Source organism: Cryobacterium sp. TMT2-42-4 (assembly GCF_004402645.1).
Taxonomy (GTDB): Bacteria; Actinomycetota; Actinomycetes; order Actinomycetales; family Microbacteriaceae; genus Cryobacterium; species Cryobacterium sandaracinum.
This window is the reverse complement of sequence record NZ_SOFT01000048.1, coordinates 149,743-165,240: the sequence shown is the minus strand read 5'-3', so window position 1 is coordinate 165,240 and position 15,498 is coordinate 149,743. Positions and strand designations below refer to the sequence as shown.

At 71.1% G+C, this 15,498-nt stretch carries 10 protein-coding genes and 1 pseudogene; 6 read left to right on the top strand and 5 right to left on the bottom strand.

Features of this window, described 5'->3' with window-relative positions; all coding sequences use genetic code 11:
- A partial coding sequence (locus tag E3O18_RS15925) for a DEAD/DEAH box helicase (RefSeq protein ID WP_174722123.1) occupies positions 1-1,416 on the bottom strand: 1,416 nt, incomplete at its 3' end.
- 286 nt (positions 1,417-1,702) lie between these two features.
- On the opposite strand from E3O18_RS15925, the gene E3O18_RS15920 reads away from it, so the two are divergent.
- Complete coding sequence (locus E3O18_RS15920; protein WP_174720100.1) at positions 1,703-2,332, top strand: ferritin-like fold-containing protein; 630 nt, start codon at positions 1,703-1,705, stop codon at positions 2,330-2,332.
- Positions 2,333-2,362: 30 nt separating this feature from the next.
- On the opposite strand, the gene E3O18_RS15915 is transcribed toward E3O18_RS15920, so the two are convergent.
- Complete coding sequence (locus E3O18_RS15915) at positions 2,363-2,671, bottom strand: hypothetical protein (protein WP_134394772.1); 309 nt, start codon at positions 2,669-2,671, stop codon at positions 2,363-2,365.
- Positions 2,672-2,677: 6 nt separating this feature from the next.
- Complete coding sequence (locus tag E3O18_RS15910; RefSeq protein WP_104101050.1) at positions 2,678-2,902, bottom strand: DUF3107 domain-containing protein; 225 nt, start codon at positions 2,900-2,902, stop codon at positions 2,678-2,680.
- 98 nt (positions 2,903-3,000) lie between these two features.
- Here E3O18_RS15910 and E3O18_RS15905 point away from each other — a divergent pair, with 98 nt between their 5' ends.
- Both E3O18_RS15905 and E3O18_RS15900 read left to right on the top strand, forming a co-directional pair.
- Positions 3,001-6,315: an ATP-dependent DNA helicase gene (locus tag E3O18_RS15905; protein WP_134418484.1), complete on the top strand. Its 3,315-nt coding sequence runs from the start codon at positions 3,001-3,003 to the stop codon at positions 6,313-6,315.
- Positions 6,312-9,788, top strand: a complete 3,477-nt coding sequence (locus E3O18_RS15900) for an ATP-dependent DNA helicase (RefSeq protein WP_134394770.1) — start codon at positions 6,312-6,314, stop codon at positions 9,786-9,788. The genes E3O18_RS15905 and E3O18_RS15900 overlap by 4 nt, the downstream gene beginning before the upstream one ends.
- A gap of 290 nt (positions 9,789-10,078) precedes the next feature.
- Here E3O18_RS15900 and E3O18_RS16690 read toward each other — a convergent pair.
- A pseudogene (locus E3O18_RS16690) lies at positions 10,079-10,834 on the bottom strand (phosphotransferase); the annotation flags it as partial.
- A gap of 90 nt (positions 10,835-10,924) precedes the next feature.
- On the opposite strand from E3O18_RS16690, the gene nudC reads away from it, so the two are divergent.
- The 3 genes from nudC to E3O18_RS15880 are packed head-to-tail and all read left to right on the top strand — an operon-like array spanning position 10,925 to position 14,365.
- On the top strand, positions 10,925-11,893 hold the full coding sequence (gene nudC / locus E3O18_RS15890; RefSeq protein ID WP_134418482.1) for an NAD(+) diphosphatase: 969 nt from the start codon (positions 10,925-10,927) through the stop codon (positions 11,891-11,893).
- A complete protein-coding gene (locus E3O18_RS15885; protein ID WP_134394767.1) occupies positions 11,884-13,599 on the top strand; it encodes an ATP-dependent helicase in 1,716 nt (571 codons plus the stop codon). The genes nudC and E3O18_RS15885 overlap by 10 nt, the downstream gene beginning before the upstream one ends.
- 25 nt (positions 13,600-13,624) lie before the next feature.
- Positions 13,625-14,365: an SGNH/GDSL hydrolase family protein gene (locus E3O18_RS15880; RefSeq protein WP_134394766.1), complete on the top strand. Its 741-nt coding sequence runs from the start codon at positions 13,625-13,627 to the stop codon at positions 14,363-14,365.
- Positions 14,366-14,504: 139 nt separating this feature from the next.
- Here the strand turns inward: E3O18_RS15880 and E3O18_RS15875 are convergent, their stop codons facing one another.
- Positions 14,505-15,365: a hypothetical protein gene (locus E3O18_RS15875; RefSeq protein ID WP_134394765.1), complete on the bottom strand. Its 861-nt coding sequence runs from the start codon at positions 15,363-15,365 to the stop codon at positions 14,505-14,507.
- Between the last annotated feature and the right edge of the window lie 133 nt (positions 15,366-15,498).

The following is a 15,498-nucleotide window of genomic DNA, read 5'->3' as shown; positions in this document are numbered from 1 at the left end:
CGAGCGCGGCGGGCGACTGCCGGCCTGCTCGCCGGAGTGGCTCGCGCCCGAGCGTGCGGCGTCGGTGTGACCGGCGCCGGAGCGACCGGCGCCCGAGCGACCGGATTCGCCACCGGCGCGGCCCCCGCCGGAACGGCCGGAGTCAGAGCGGCCCGAGTCGGAGCGGCCGGAGCCGCCGGTGCGGCCTGCGCCACCCGTGCGTGCAGCCGAGGCGGCGGTCTCTCGGATGGGGGAGGCGCGGAGGCGCCCCTTCGACCCGACCGGGATGTTCAGGTCGGCGTAGAGGTGCGGCGACGACGAGTAGGTCTCCATCGGAACCGGCGTGCCGAAGTCGAGCGCGGTGTTGATCAGCGTCCACTTGTGCATGTCGTCCCAGTCGACGAACGTGACCGCAATGCCGGTCTTGCCCGCACGGCCGGTGCGTCCCACGCGGTGCAGGTAGGCCTTCTCGTCCTCGGGGATGGTGTGGTTGATCACGTGGGTGACGTCGTCTACGTCGATGCCGCGCGCGGCGACATCCGTGGCGATCAGGATGTCCTTCTTGCCGGCCTTGAAGGAGGCCATGGCGCGTTCACGCTGTTCCTGGTTGAGGTCACCGTGCACGGCCGTGGCGTTGAAGCCGCGATCGCCGAGCTCCTCGACCAGCTTGGCGGCGGCGCGCTTGGTGCGGGTGAAGATCACGGTCTTGCCGCGCCCTTCGGCCATCAGGATGCGGCCGATCACCTCGTCCTTGTCCATGTTGTGCGCGCGGTAGACAAGGTGCTCGATGCTGGCCTGCATCAGGCCCTCGTCGGGGTCGGACGCACGGATGTGGATCGGGCGGTTCATGAATCGGCGCGCGAGGGCCACGATCGGGCCCGGCATCGTGGCCGAGAACAGCATCGTGTGGCGGGTGGACGGCGTCTGCGAGAACAGCTTCTCGATGTCGGCGAGGAAGCCGAGGTCGAGCATCTTGTCGGCCTCGTCGAGCACCATCTCGCTCACGTTGGCGAGGCTGAGCAGACGCTGGCTGGCGAGATCGAGGAGTCGGCCGGGGGTGCCGACGACGATCTGCGCGCCGGCCTTGAGAGCCTCGATCTGACCTTCGTACGCCTTGCCGCCGTAGATGGAGACAACCTTGGTGTTGCGGTTGCTGGATGCCATCTCGAGGTCTTCGGAGACCTGCACGCACAGCTCGCGGGTCGGGACGACGACGAGTACCTGCACGCCGGGGGCGGGGTCGAGCCCGAGTCGCTGGATGATCGGAAGGCCGAAGCCGAGGGTCTTGCCGGTGCCGGTCTTGGCCTGACCGATGATGTCCTGGCCGCTCAGGGCGAGGGGGATGGTCTGCACCTGGATGGGGAAGGGCTCGATGATGCCTTTATCAGCGAGAGCCTGAACCATGTCCTGGTCGATGTTGAGTTCGGAGAAAGTCACGAATTATTGCCTTGTCATTAGCTGGAAGCGGGATGCGCCCGTCTTTTGCTTCGGGCACCTGGCCATCGATCCATGCCGATGGCGTGGTCCCAGCCTATCGGGCGGCCCTGTGAAGTCTCTTATACCGGACCCGGACGCGCCGATTCGCCCAGCGTGGGCCGGAACCCGCGGTGCCGGCGCGACACTGTCCTAAGCTGGGCCTGTGATCATGTGGACTGGTCGACGCGGGAAGCGCGTGGAGGCACCCCGGCAACCGGCGCGGCGGGCACGCCAGTCGACCACGAAAATGGACATCGCCGGTTTCACGCCGGAGTTGCTGCCCTACCTCGGCCAGGCGGCGTACTTCCAACTCGGCATGTTCGAGAACCTCGCCCTGGCCATCGCGATCGCTCCGGACCTCACCGCGAAGGAGGCGCTGAGCGTCGCCGCCGGCCGGGCCCTCGCCAAGCACCAGGGGCTCGTGGCCGAGATCCGTCGCCGCGGCGGTGAGCCGTCCGAGGTGATGGCCCCGTTCGCGCCCCACCTCGACGCGTTCCGCGGGCAGACGGCCGGCGCCGACTGGAACGAGCTGCTGCTCAGCTGCTATCTCGCCGGGGGACTGCTCGACGACTTCTTCATCCGGCTGTCCGACGGGCTGCCCGGCGACGTGGGCCCGCGGGTGGCGCACCTGCTCGGCCAGGATGCCGGCACGGAGGTTCTCGTCACCCATCTGAAGGCCGCCATCGGGGCCGCCCCGGCGCTTGGGTCGCACCTGGCCCTGTGGGGACGACGCTTGGTCGGGGACACCCTGCTGGTCGCACGCTCGGCTCTGCCGATGGAGGGCATCACCGCCGCCGAGTCCCGGATCGAACCCGTGTTCACCGAGCTCATCGCCGCGCACACGCGGCGAATGGACGGGCTCGGCCTGACCGCCTGACCGCCGGCCCCCGCCGCCCGGGAGCCGTCGTCACGCGCCGGCCGGGTGCCCGTCGCGCATCAGGGTGTGCAGCATCCGCTCATCCCCGGCGGTGCGCGTGCGCACCAGGGCCAGGTCGGCTGCGACGGATGCCAGTGCGGTCACCCCGAGGGTGACCCACCAGATCCAGCCACCGTCCCAGGGCACGCCGAGCCAGGTCAGCGCCACCCAGACGACGGACGCGACCATGGTGCCGATCGCCGGGACGAGGACAGCGCCGTGTGCGCGGCGCCCCGGAATGGCATACCGTGCGGCAATCCCCAGAACCGCACCGCCGAGGGCGATGAAGAGCAGTTCCACGGTTGGTCAGGCGACGAAGCCGACGCGGCGGGACTCCTCGGAGCCCAGCTCCACGTACGCGAGCCCGACGGTCGGAACGATGTAGACCTTGCCCTTGCTGTCGGAGAGCTTCAGGTACCCGGTCTGTCCGGCGAGGGCGGCAGCGACCGTTTCCTCGACCTCGTTCGCGGGCTGTGAGGTCTCGAAGCCAATCTCACGGGGAGAATTGAAGATGCCAATGCGGATATCCACCAGATGCGCCTTTCGTTGCCTAAGCGCCCAGATTACGACAGAACCGCGTACCGGGCCGACATCGTTCACTGTCGGCGCAACCCGTTACGTTTGAAAACGTGACAACCCTGGGATTCCCGCTTCGCACCGAGCAAGAACCGGTCGTTCTCGACGACTCGCAACGCGCCGTTCTGGCGCTGGTAGCGCAGCCTGCCCTGCCCGGTGGTCGACGCCACATCCCGGGAGTCGGCGCCGCCGTGATCGGCGCACCCGGCACCGGCAAGACCACCACGCTGGTCGAACTCGTCGCCGAGTGCGTGCGCGACCACGGGTATTCGCCCAACGAGGTGCTTGTGCTGGTGCCCACTCGCACGGGGGCGACGGCCCTGCGCGACCGGCTCGCGCTGCGCCTCGGCGTGCCCACCAACGGCCCGCTGGCCCGCACCGCGAACTCGGTCGCGTTCCAGATCGTGCGGGATGCCGTGGCCCGGGAGGGAGGCGCGGCTCCCACCCTGCTCACCGGCGGCGAACAAGACCAGATCATCGCCGAGCTGCTCGAGGGGCACCGACAGGACCACGCCGAAGCGCAGCAGGCCGAAGTGCAGGGCGAGTCGCAGCACATCGAGTCGCACCCTGAGTCGCGGCACGCCGCACCGGACTGGCCCGACACCCTCGGCGCCGAGGTGCGCAGCCTGCGCGGGTTCCGCACGCAGCTGCGCGACCTGATGATGCGCGCCGTCGAATACGGCGTCACCCCGGAGGCGCTCGCGGCTCTCGGCCGCAGCGAGCAACGCCCGGAGTGGGTGGCCGCGGCCGAGTTCATCCGCGGCTACGACGACGTGAAAGACCAGTCCCGCCCCGGCCAGTACGACTCCACCGAACTGGCCCAGTTCGCCGCGGCCATCGTGGCCCGGGCCCCGGCCGGTTCCGCGGCGCTCGGCTCGCTCGGCGGCCTGCGCCTGATCCTGCTCGACGATGCGCAGGAACTTACCCAGGCCAACCTGACCCTGCTCGCGCAGTTCGCGGCGCGCGGCGTGGGCGTCATTGCGTTCGGCGACCCCGATATCAGCACCGGTTCCTTCCACGGCGCCCACCCGGATGCCCTCGGCCGACTGGGCGCGTACCTGTCCGGCGCCGTACTGCCGACCCTGGTTCTCAGCACGGTGTACCGGCACGACGCGGCCATCCGCGGGGTGGTGCGGGGGATCACGCATCGCATCGGCGCGGCCTCGGCCGGCACTCAACGGTTCGCCGTCGGCGTGGCCGACCCGGCCGCGCAGGCAGTCCAGCCTGGAGGGCAGGCGGACCAGGCCGAGCCTGCCGGGGAGCCGAACCCCGTGCAGACCATGCTCGCGGACAGCCCCGCCGACCAGCTCGCCGTGATCGCCCGCCGGCTGCGGGAGCGGCACGTGCTCGGCGGCATTCCGTGGGGTCAGATGGCGGTCGTCGTGCGCAGCGGCTCGCTCGTGCCCGCCCTGTCCAAGGGGCTCGCCGCGCTCGAGGTGCCCACCCAGGTGTCGTCGGCGCAGACCGCGCTCCGCGACGATTACGCCGTGCGGGCCTTCATCCTCGCGCTCGAACTGACCCTGGGCCGCACACCCCTGGGGCCCGAGGAGGCGACCCTGCTGCTCCGCGGCCCGCTCGGCGGCCTCGACCCGATCACCCTGCGGCGCCTGCGTGCCGCGCTGCGCCAACAGGAACTCAGCAGTGACCGGAATCGCTCCGCCGACGAGCTCCTGGTGGAGGCCCTCGGCGACCCCGGCCTGTTCGCCGCCATCGACAACCGCACGGCCCGCCGGGCCGCCAGCTGCGGGGAGAGCCTCCGGGCGGCCGCCGTGGAATACGCTGCCGGCGCCACGATCGAGGAACTGCTCTGGGGTCTTTGGCAACGAAGCGGCCTCGCCCGGGAGTGGAAGGACCAGTCCACCGGCACGGGCATTGTCGCCGACGAGGCCAACCACAACCTCGACGCCGTGGTGGAGCTCTTCTCCGCCGCGCAGCGCTACGTGGAGCGCACCCCGACCGCCCCGCCGGTTTTGTTCCTCGAACACCTTGTCGACACCGACGTGCCCGAAGACACCCTCGCCCCGCGCGCGCTGGGCGACGCGGTCGTGGTGTCGACCCCGAGCGGCCTGATCGGCCGTGAATTCGACGTCGTCGTCATCGCCGGGGTGCAGGAGAACGTCTGGCCCGACCTGCGCATCCGTGGTTCGCTGCTCGGAGCCGGCGACCTGGCCGCGCTCGCCGCCGGCCGGCGCCCGGAGGAGGCCGGCGCCCGCACCACCGTTCTGCACGACGAGCTGCGCATGTTCGCCCAGGCGGCCAGCCGCGCCCGCAGCGAACTGCTGGTGACTGCCATCGACAACGAGGAGAACCAGCCGTCGGTCTTTTTGCGGCTGCTGCCGAAGCCCGTACCGCACACGGCTCCGGAGACCGGCGACATCAGCCGCTACCCGCTCTCCCTGCGCGGCCTGGTGGGCCGGCTCCGCCGGGATTTGACCCGGGGCACCGCGGCCCACGGCGACGAGGCCGCGAGCCGGGCCACGGATGCCGCAGCGACCCTGGCCCGGCTGGCCCGGGAGAACGTGGTCGGTGCCGCTCCCGACCAGTGGTACGGCCTGAACGAGCCCAGCACCGTGCGCCCGCTCAACGACCCGGAGGTCGGCGACGCCCCGGTGCGCGTCTCGCCGTCGCGGATGGCGGCCTTCGAGACCTGCCCGCTGCACTGGGTGATCGGGCAGGTCGGCGGCGGCACGTCCAACACCGCCGCGAACCTCGGCACGATCATCCACAAGGTGATGGAGGACTCCACCACTCATAGCCCCGACGCGCTCTGGAAGGGCGTCGAGGCGCGCTGGGGTGAGCTTCAGTTCGACGCCGACTGGCAGTCCCGGGTGCAGAAGGTCGAGGCGCGCGCGTTGACCGACCGGCTGGCCTCCTACCTGCTCGACTTCGAACGCGGCGGTGGCAGCCTGCTCAGCGCGGAGGGCACCTTCCAGCTCGACGTCGACGGCGCCGTGCTGTCCGGCACGGTCGACCGGGTCGAGCGGCTCGGCGACGGGCGGGCGGTCATCGTCGACCTGAAGACGGGCCGCGGCGACCCGATCAGCGACGCCGGGGTGGCCCTGCATCCGCAGCTCGGCGCCTACCAGCTCGCGTTCAGCGAGGGTGCCATCGAGGGCATCCCCGCCGGAATGCCGCTCGCCGGCGCTCGCCTCCTGATCGTGTCCAGCGGCACGGTCAAGCAGAATTACCGAAATCCCACCCAGCCCACCTTCAGCCCTGAGGAGCTTGCGGCATTCCGCAGCCGGGTCGGTTGGGACGCCGCCGGCATGGGCGCCGCCACCTTCCTCGCCGAAATCAGTTCCCACTGCCTCGACCCGCGCTCGCACGGGTCCTGCCGAATCCACGTCATCAAGCAGGTCAGCTCATGAACCAGTCCGTCACCCCGCCGCCCATCTCGGCCCGCCAGATCGCCACGACGCTGGGCATGTTCCCCCCCACGGACGAACAGCAGGCCGTGATCGAGGCGCCGTTGGCGCCCACCCTCGTGGTGGCCGGGGCCGGCAGCGGCAAGACCGAGACCATGGCCAATCGGGTGCTCTGGCTGCTCGCCAACGGGCACGCCCGGCCCGACCAGATCCTCGGCCTCACCTTCACCCGCAAGGCCGCCGGCGAACTGTCCGAGCGCATCCGCGACCGCATCGACCAGCTCGACGCGCAGGGGCTGCTGCCGAAGCCGCCGGCGCCCGCGGCGGGGGCGGTCACGATCGATTCCTCCGACCTGTTCAACATGCCCACGGTGTCGACGTACAACTCGTTCGCCAGCCGCCTGTTCACCGACAACGCCCTGCTCCTCGGGCGTGAACCCGAGTCGGTGCTGCTCAGCGAGACCAGCGCCTGGCTGCTGGCCCGCCGGGTGGTGATCGAGCACGGCGACAGCCGGCTCGTACCCTTCGGCAAGAAGATCGACGCGGTGACGGATGCCGTGCTCGCCTTCAGCCGTTCCCTCGCCGAGAATCCCCCGCCCGTCGTTCCGGGCGTTCCGGCCGCGCCGCACGACCTGACCGGCCTCTCCGCCGGCTTCGGCTATCTGCGAGACCTGCCCTACGGCAACCCGCGCAAGAAGATCCCGTATGCCTCGGTCGCCGAGTCGCTCGCGGCGGTGGAGCCGCTGCCGGTTTTGTTCGAGCTCGCCGAACGTTTCGCAGTGGAGAAGCGCCGGCTCGGGCTGATCGAGTTCTCCGACCAGGTGGCTCTCGCACTGCAGGTCAGCCAGAAGGCCCTGCAGGTCGTCGCTCGCTACCGCGACCAGTACCGGGTGGTGCTGCTCGACGAATACCAGGACACGTCGGTGCTGCAGACCGAGCTGCTGCACACCCTCTTCAGCCGGCATCCGGTGATGGCCGTCGGTGACCCGCATCAGTCCATTTACGGCTGGCGCGGGGCCAGTTCGGCGAACCTGCTGGGTTTCTCGCAGAGCTTCGCCGGACTCTCCAACCGCCAGTCGCCGTCGATGAGCCTCTCCGTCACCTGGCGCAACCCGGTCACGGTGCTCGACACCGCGAACGCGCTGGTGGCGCCGCTGAGCGAGGCGCTCCGGGCCCGGCCCGACGGCATCCAGGTCGGCACCCTCGCGGTGCCGGCCGGCAAGGCGAACGGGCGGGTCGAGGCGTCGATGCTGGAGACTATCGCCGACGAGGCCCGGGTCGTGGCGGACTGGTTCGCCCAGCGCCTCACCAGCGGCACCGACAAGACCGGCGCGATGCTCTTCCGGGCCCGGCGCGAGATGGAGTTCTTCGCCGAGGTGCTGCGGGAGCACGGCGTCCGCGCCCACGTGCTCGGCCTCGGCGGCCTGCTCTCCACCCCGGAGGTCACCGACGTCATCTGTGTGCTGCGGGTCGTGCACGATCCCGCCGCCGGCAGCGAACTGGTGCGACTGCTCGCCAGCGGTCGCTACCGGGTCGGCCCCCGCGACCTGCAGCACCTCGCGGCCGTGGCGCGCTGGCTGGCGGCACACGACTGGGCCCAGCAGGCGGTGACGCGGGAACTCAAAGACAAGATGCGGGCATCCGTCGCCGTCGACGAGGGCGCGTCGCTCGTCGACGCCCTCGACTTCGTGGCTGCCGCCCCCGAGACCCACGGGCAGCTCGCGGGCTTCAGCGACACCGGCCGGGCCCGGGTGCGGGCCGCCGGCCGCCAGCTGGCCTGGCTGCGCGCGCGGGCCGGCCTGCCGCTGCTGGACTTCGTGCGGCTGATCGAGCAGGAGCTCCTGCTCGACGTGGAACTCGTCGCCAACGAGGCCAACAGCCTGGGCCTCGCGAACCTCTACGCTTTCCACGACACGGTCACCGCCTTCCTTGCCAGCGACGAGGTCGGCAGCCTCGCCGGTTTCCTGCGCTGGCTGGGCAGGGCCGCCGCCTCCGACGACCTGGGCCCGCGGGTCGAGCCGGGCGAGAGCGGCACCGTGCAACTGCTCACCATCCACGGGGCCAAGGGGCTCGAGTGGGACTATGTGGCCATCCCCAACCTGACCGAGAAGAGCCTGCCGGCGCAGACCCGGGACGGGGCCGGCTGGCTGAAGTTCGGTGAGCTGCCCTACCCGTTCCGCGGCGACCGGGCCGAGCTGCCCGAGCTCGCCTGGCAGGAGCATGAGACCCAGCTGTCGTTCGACACCGAATTTCACGCCTATAAAGTGCAGCTCGCCGCCCGCCACGACGACGAGGAGCGGCGCCTGATCTATGTGGCCACGACCCGCGCCCAGCAGGAGCTGCTGCTCACCGGTTCATACTGGGGCGGCGGCAGCACCGTGCGCGCCCCCAGTCGGTACCTTGAAGAGCTCGCCGAGGCCGGGCTGATCGCCGCGCTGCCGGAGGGCAGCGAGTACGGTGAGAAACCCGACACCGGGGAGCGCGTCGATGAGCACTGGCCCTTCGACCCGCTCGGCACGCGGCGGCCCCTCGTCGAGGCCGCAGCCGCCCGGGTGCGCGCCGAAGCACAGACCGAGCGCGACACCCGGTGGTCCCACGCGGTCACCCTGCTGCTCGAGGAACGGATGCTTCGCCTTGCCGGCGCGGGCCCCGTCCCGCTGCCCACGCGCATTCCGGCTTCGCGGTTCAAGGACTACATCGACGACCCGGTGGGGGTGGCCGCCGCCCTGCGCCGCCCCATGCCCGAGCGACCGTACCGGGCCACCCGGCTGGGCACTCTGTTCCACTCCTGGGTGGAACAGCGCGCCGGCGGGGCGTCGGGCGGCGACCTGATCGACGCGGACGAGAGCGAACTGGATCTGGGTGACCAGGGCCCCGACGCCTTCGACCTCGACCTCGACCAGAACCAGCCGCTGGAGCAGGCCCAGCTCGAACGGCTGCAGCGCACCTTCGAGCAGTCGCCGTGGGCGTCGGTGCAGCCCGAAGAGGTCGAGATCGAGATCCACCACGTGCTGGCCGGGCAGGTCTTCGTGTGCAAGCTCGACGCGGTCTACCGCACCGTGACGGGCTACCAGGTCGTCGACTGGAAGACCGGACGGGCGCCTTCGAGCGCCGTGGACCTCGAGCTTAAGCAGACCCAGCTGGCCCTGTACCGGCTCGCCTATGCGCGCTGGAAAGGCATCGACCCGGAGATCGTCGATGCGGTGTTCTACTTCGTCGCGGACGACACGATCGTCGCCCCGGACCGGCTCTACTCCGAGGAGGACCTGGTGCGGGCCTGGTCGTCCGTTCGCCTGAGGGCGGTGTCGCCCACGGTTTCGCCCACGGTGTCGATCGCGCCGGTGGTGGCATCGTCGGACGATGACGATGACGATGACGATGACGATGACGATGACGAGGACGACGAGCCTGGACCCGAACCGGAGCCGGTCTCGTCGTCGTCCTCGAACTCGCCGCCGAACTCCGACAGGTTGTAGGCGTCGGTGTGCATGGAACCGCCCAGGTCGCGGCGGGGGATGCCGCGCGGTGTGGACTTGAGCATGCTCTCCACCGCGGCAACATCGAGGATCGGGCCGGTGGCCGGTGACAACGGATGCGACGTAGCCTGGTGCACGTTGTCCACCAGACCGTCGAGCATGGCCACGGCGTCGTCGACGATCCTCTGGCTGCGTGTGTCCGTGCCGTGCAGTAGCCAGCGGGCCAGCTCCAGCTCGGCGTAGAGCATCGCGCGCTGCGTGATCCTCGGGTCGTTGCCCTGGCGAGCCGACGCGTACGACGCGACGGCGGTCTCGCCGGACGTCCCGCGGGAGGCAAGCAGCCAGTGCAGGTCGCGGGCCGGGTCGCCCACGCTCAGGGCGGACCAGCCGAGAACCCCGGAGACGGAGTCGTCGGTGATCAGGAACGAGTCGGCCGACAACGACCCGTGCACCACGCAGGGCGCGAACTGCCAGAGCCCGTCGTCGTCGGTGGCCTGTTCCCAGCGGCGCAGAATCGCGGCGGGCAGGTAGCCGGTGGTGGCCGCCCGGTCGATCAAGGCGATGGTACCGGTACGGCATTCCTGAGCGCTCTGCTGCGGCAACCCGGCGGTGCCGACGAAGGCCGTCGGCAGTGAGTGCACCGCGGCGATGGCGCGGCCGATCGAACCGGACACGCCCGCGTGGCCGGTGAGGGCATCCGCGTCGAAGGAATCGCCCTCCAAAAACTCGTAGACGACGGCCCGGGTGCCGCTGAGCGGCGCCTGGCCCACGAATTGCGGCACGTCGAAGGGGAGCCGGCTGCGGTTGCCGACGGTGAGCGCGCGCAGGGCTACCAGATCGGCGGACTGCTCGGTTTCGGCGGCCTGTGAGGCGGGGACCCGGATGATGAGGGCACGGTCGTCGCGGTCGATCAGCAGTGCGGATTCGAACGCGCCGCTGGCTCCTCGAGAACGCGCGACGGTGCCGTGCAGACGGACCTGGACGACGTCGAGACCGGGGACGGCGGCAGTGGCCAGCGCGGCTAGAGTGAGAGGGGATCTGACCATACCTACTAGGTTAGGTCGACTTCCCCTCGGCGCGGTTGTTCGCCACGCCTCGACACAACTTCGGCAGTCTGTCCGAGACCGAGGAGCACCATGTCGTTTGCGTTCACCTCCCGTCTGCCGCTTTCCCGTCACGCGGTCGACCGTGACGGCGAGGCGCGCGCCACCCCCGGGTTGCTCAACACGCTGCAGACGGATGCCGGCACGCGCCTGCTCGTGCTGTGGCGTGGCTCCGCGCTGATGGAGGCCGCCGCCCCCGCCCGACTGCGCCTGCTGGCTCCCGACCGAGTTCCCGCCGGCGAGTTCCGGCTCTACCTCGGCCGTTCCCTGGCCGAAGATGCGCCGGAGCCCGTGGGCACCCCGCTGGTCGCGGCCGTGCTGACCGACGAGGAGGCCCTGGCGCTCGAACCCGACGAGTCCCTCTGGGTGTCCCTGCGCTCCGTGGCGACCGCCCTATCCGACCGCGACGCGGGACTGTTCACCGAGACGCTCGGCGTCGTGAACTGGCACGACTCCCACGCCCACTGCCCGCGCTGCGGCACGGCCACCCTGGTCGAGAACGCCGGTTGGACGAGGCGCTGCCCCGACTGCGGCGGCCAGGTGTTCCCGCGCACCGACCCGGCCGTGATCGTGCTGATCACCGACGCCGACGACCGCATCCTGCTCGGCTCGAACGCCCTCTGGGAGGGCAACCGCTACGCGCTCCTGGCCGGTTTCGTCGAACCGGGCGAGTCGCTCGAGGCGGCCGTCATCCGGGAGATGTTCGAGGAATCCGGCCTGCGCGTGGCCGACCCGGTCTACCTCGGCTCCCAGCCGTGGCCGTTCCCGGCCTCGGTCATGTTCGGCTTCACGGCCCGGCTCGCCGACGGCCAGACCCCGGCGGCTCTGCGCCCCGACGGGGAGGAGATCCTTGACCTGCGCTGGTTCAGCCGCGACGAGCTACGGGCCTCCGGCGACGTCATCATCCTGCCCGGCCGTTCCTCGATCGCCCGGGCGATCATCGAGCACTGGCTCGGCGAACCCCTCGACTTCGGCCCCGACACGGTGCACGGATGGCGCTGACCGCCGGTTCCCTGCTGGCCGGCCTCGACGACCAGCAACGGGTGGCGGCCGAGGCGCTCGTGGGTCCGGTGTGCATGCTCGCCGGCGCCGGCACCGGCAAGACCCGGGCCATCACCCACCGCATCGCCTACGGCGTGATGACCGGCGCGTACTCGCCGAACCGGGTGATGGCCCTCACCTTTACGGCCCGCGCCGCCGCGGAGCTGCGCGGCCGGCTGCGCCAACTCGGCGCCGGGGGCGTCGCCGCCCGCACGTTCCACTCGGCGGCCCTGTCGCAGCTGAACTATTTCTGGCCGCACGTCGTCGGCGGCCAGGCTCCCCGCATCCTCGACGGCAAGGGTCGCCTGCTCGGGCACGCCGCCGAAACCCTGAAGCTCAAGCTGGACACGGCAACCCTGCGCGACCTGGCCGCGGAGATCGAGTGGCGAAAGACCTCCGGAATCGGCATTGAGGCGTATGGGGCCGGCATCGCCAAGCGCAGCCTGCCCGGCCGGCTCGACGTGGACCAGGTGCTGGCCATGATGGAGTCCTACGAGCGCCTCAAGGACGACCGCAAGCAGATCGACTTCGAGGATGTGCTCCTGGCGATGGCCGGGATGATCGAGGCCGAGCCATCCGTCGCCCTGCAGGTGCGCGAGCAGTACCGGTTCTTCGTCGTCGACGAATACCAGGACGTCTCCCCGCTTCAGCACGACCTGCTCTCGCTCTGGCTGGGCCAGCGCCGTGACCTCTGCGTCGTCGGGGACGCCAGCCAGACCATCTACTCCTTCGCGGGCGCCCGCAGCGACTACCTGCTCGACTTCCCCAAGCGGTGGGAGGACGCCACCGTCGTGCGCCTCGAGCAGAACTACCGGTCGACGGGGTCGATCGTCGCCACCGCCAACCAGCTCATGCGCGGGCGGACCGGCGCCCTCACCCTGCGCGCCCACGCCAGCGAAATCGGCACCGAGCCGGGCGTGCGCGAGTACCCGAACGACATGGCCGAGGCCCGCGGCGTCGCCCAGAACATCGTCGAGCTGATCGAGGGCGGCACCCGCCCGGAGGACATCGCCGTGCTGTTCCGGGTGAACGTGCAGGCCGCCTTCCTCGAAACGGCCCTCGGCGACGTCGGGGTGAGCTATCAGATCCGCGGGTCGAAGCGCTTCTTCGACCTGGCCGAGGTCAAGCAGGCGGTGATGCAGCTGCGCGCGGCATCCGTCTCGATCATCGGCGAACCGCTGTTCAAATCCGTCAGCGACGTGCTGCGCTCCCTCGGTTGGAGCCAGAGTGCGCCGGAGGCCCAGGGCGCGGTGCGCGACCGGTGGGAGTCGCTGAACGCGATCATGGGCCTCGTCGACCAGGCAGCCCCGGAGACCACATTCCGCCAGTTCACCGACGAGCTGATGGAGCGCCAGGCCGGCCAGCACGAACCCACGGTGTCCGCGGTGACCCTGGCGACGCTGCACTCGGCGAAGGGCCTCGAATGGGACGCCGTCTTCCTGATCGGTCTGTCCGAGGGACTCGTGCCGATCAGCTACGCAGGCACCTTCGAGCAGATCGACGAGGAACGCCGGCTGCTCTACGTGGGCATCACCCGGGCACGCAAACGGCTGTCCCTGAGCTGGTCTGCCGCGGGCCACCAGCAGCGCAGCCCCCGGGAGCGTTCCCGGTTCCTGTCCGAGATCGGCGCCCGCGGCGTGCGTGCGCCCACCGTCCGCGGTACCTGAGACCGGCGCGGGGTAGCCTCGGGGCGTGCCTACTTTTCCGTTCACCCGCCTGGCTGCGGTGCCCTACGCGCCGTTGCTGGTGACGCAGGCACGCCGACTGCGCCGCGACACGCCCCGGCTGCCCGACGCCGCCCTCCCGTGGACCGGTTTCCGGCCCGGCCCCGACCCGCTGCGCATCCTCGTGCTCGGCGACTCGACCGCTGCCGGCGTGGGCGCCGAGACCCAAAGCGAGGCCCTGCCGGGCTGGATCGCCCACGAGGTTGCCGAGCGCTGGGGCCGCGGCAGCACCTGGCGGGCGATCGGTGAGAACGGCGCCACGGCCCGGGACGTGCGCGCGCGCTTTGTGACGGACGCCGCCGCCGTGCCCTTCGACCTGGCCCTGCTGACCATCGGTGCGAACGATGCGCTGGGGCTGCGCTCCCGAAACGCCTTTACGAACGATGTGCGCCGAATCGTGCTCGCCCTGCGGGCCGCGGCGCCGCAGGCGGCCGTGCTCGTGTCGCTGATGCCGCGCTTCGACCGCTTCGCGCTGTTGCCCGAACCCCTGCGCGCCACCCTCGCGCGGCACGCCGCGAGCCTCGACACCGGCGCCCGCCTGGCCGTCGACGGCCTCGACGGGGTCGTCGCGATCCCGACCCCGCCGCCCTACGTCGAGGGCTTCTTCGCCAGCGACGAGTTCCACCCGAGCGCGCTCGGCTACCGCCTCTGGGCCCGGTTCGTCTTCGACTCAGCGCCCGGCCTCCGACTCGACGGCCCGGTCGGCTGAGAGCACCTGATGGCCCTGCTCCGTTCCCTGGATGGCCTGAGCGGTGCCCCGGGATCGGGAAAGTCGACCATGAGATCCGGCTCGCCCGAGCCTGATCTGGGCCCCGGTCTGCGACCGGGTCTGACCTGGACCTGTCCGGTCAGTCCCGGGCGGGGCGCCCGGCCCCGGGCAGCGCGGTCACGTTCCCGGGAACGGTGCGGCAGCCGCACCGCTCATGCGGCCGGTAGCCACGACGTTTGAGCGAGCCGGACGCCGCGTCGAAGACGAGCGCGGTCTCCGTGAGGGTGGACCGCCCGAGGACCAGCCGGTCGTGGCCGATCCCGGCGACGAGGGCGGCCACATCGATGCCGGCCCGGGGGGTTTCCGTGGGTGCCCGGCGGCTGAGCAGCTGGCAGGCCAGGGCGGCCCACGACGGGTCGGAATCCATGTGCGCCAGCTCGAGGCAGTACAGGCAGGGGCCGACCCCCGGCTCGACCAGCGGTCCGATCCGCACCTCGCTGTCGCTGAAGACCACGGGCAGGTGCGGGATGTCCCGGCGCAGCCAGCGCCCGTGCCGCTCCGGTTCTAGGGCGTAGTGACCCAGTACCACGGCCAGCCCGGTGCCGGGGTCGTCGGCCTTGGCCAGGGTCAGACCCAGGGTGCCGATCAGGGTGCGGATCAGGTCCGCCGTGAGCCCGCGCCCGTCGACGCAGATTCTGGGCGGCGGTGTCACGGCGACCGGTTCGGGAATCCGGGCCGGGCCCGGACCAGTCTCCGCGGTGACCAGAAGAGCCGGCCGCAGGGCGCGGAGCATCGCCAGGACGGCCTCGTCGGAGGCCCCGCCCTCACGCCCGATCATCAGGGCTCCGGAGCGGGGCACCCCCACGAACAGGGCCGCGAGCACCCGTTCGAGTCCCGGGCTCAGGGCGGTGATCAGGACCAACGGGCGGTCGACGCCGACCTGGATAATGTCGGGCGTGCGCCAGACGACCGGATACCGAGGGTCGAGTCGAAGTGTCATTCGGCGATGATGCCGCACTCGGCGCGGGCCCGCGCGAGTCATCCACAGCCCCGTCCCACAGCCGCCGCTCAGCACGGCGCGGCCGTTTGCCCGATCCTCGGCGTCAGTCCAGCATCCGCCCCTAGGCTTTCGC

What these genes read in the sequence shown, in the direction of transcription:
- E3O18_RS15920 (WP_174720100.1), top strand. Translation starts at nt 1,703, where the DNA reads ATGGACATCGCCGGTTTCACGCCGGAGTTGCTGCCCTACCTCGGCCAG.
- E3O18_RS15900 (WP_134394770.1), top strand. Translation starts at nt 6,312, where the DNA reads ATGAACCAGTCCGTCACCCCGCCGCCCATCTCGGCCCGCCAGATCGCC.
- nudC (WP_134418482.1), top strand. Translation starts at nt 10,925, where the DNA reads ATGTCGTTTGCGTTCACCTCCCGTCTGCCGCTTTCCCGTCACGCGGTC.
- E3O18_RS15885 (WP_134394767.1), top strand. Translation starts at nt 11,884, where the DNA reads ATGGCGCTGACCGCCGGTTCCCTGCTGGCCGGCCTCGACGACCAGCAA.
- E3O18_RS15875 (WP_134394765.1), bottom strand. Translation starts at nt 15,365, where the DNA reads ATGACACTTCGACTCGACCCTCGGTATCCGGTCGTCTGGCGCACGCCC.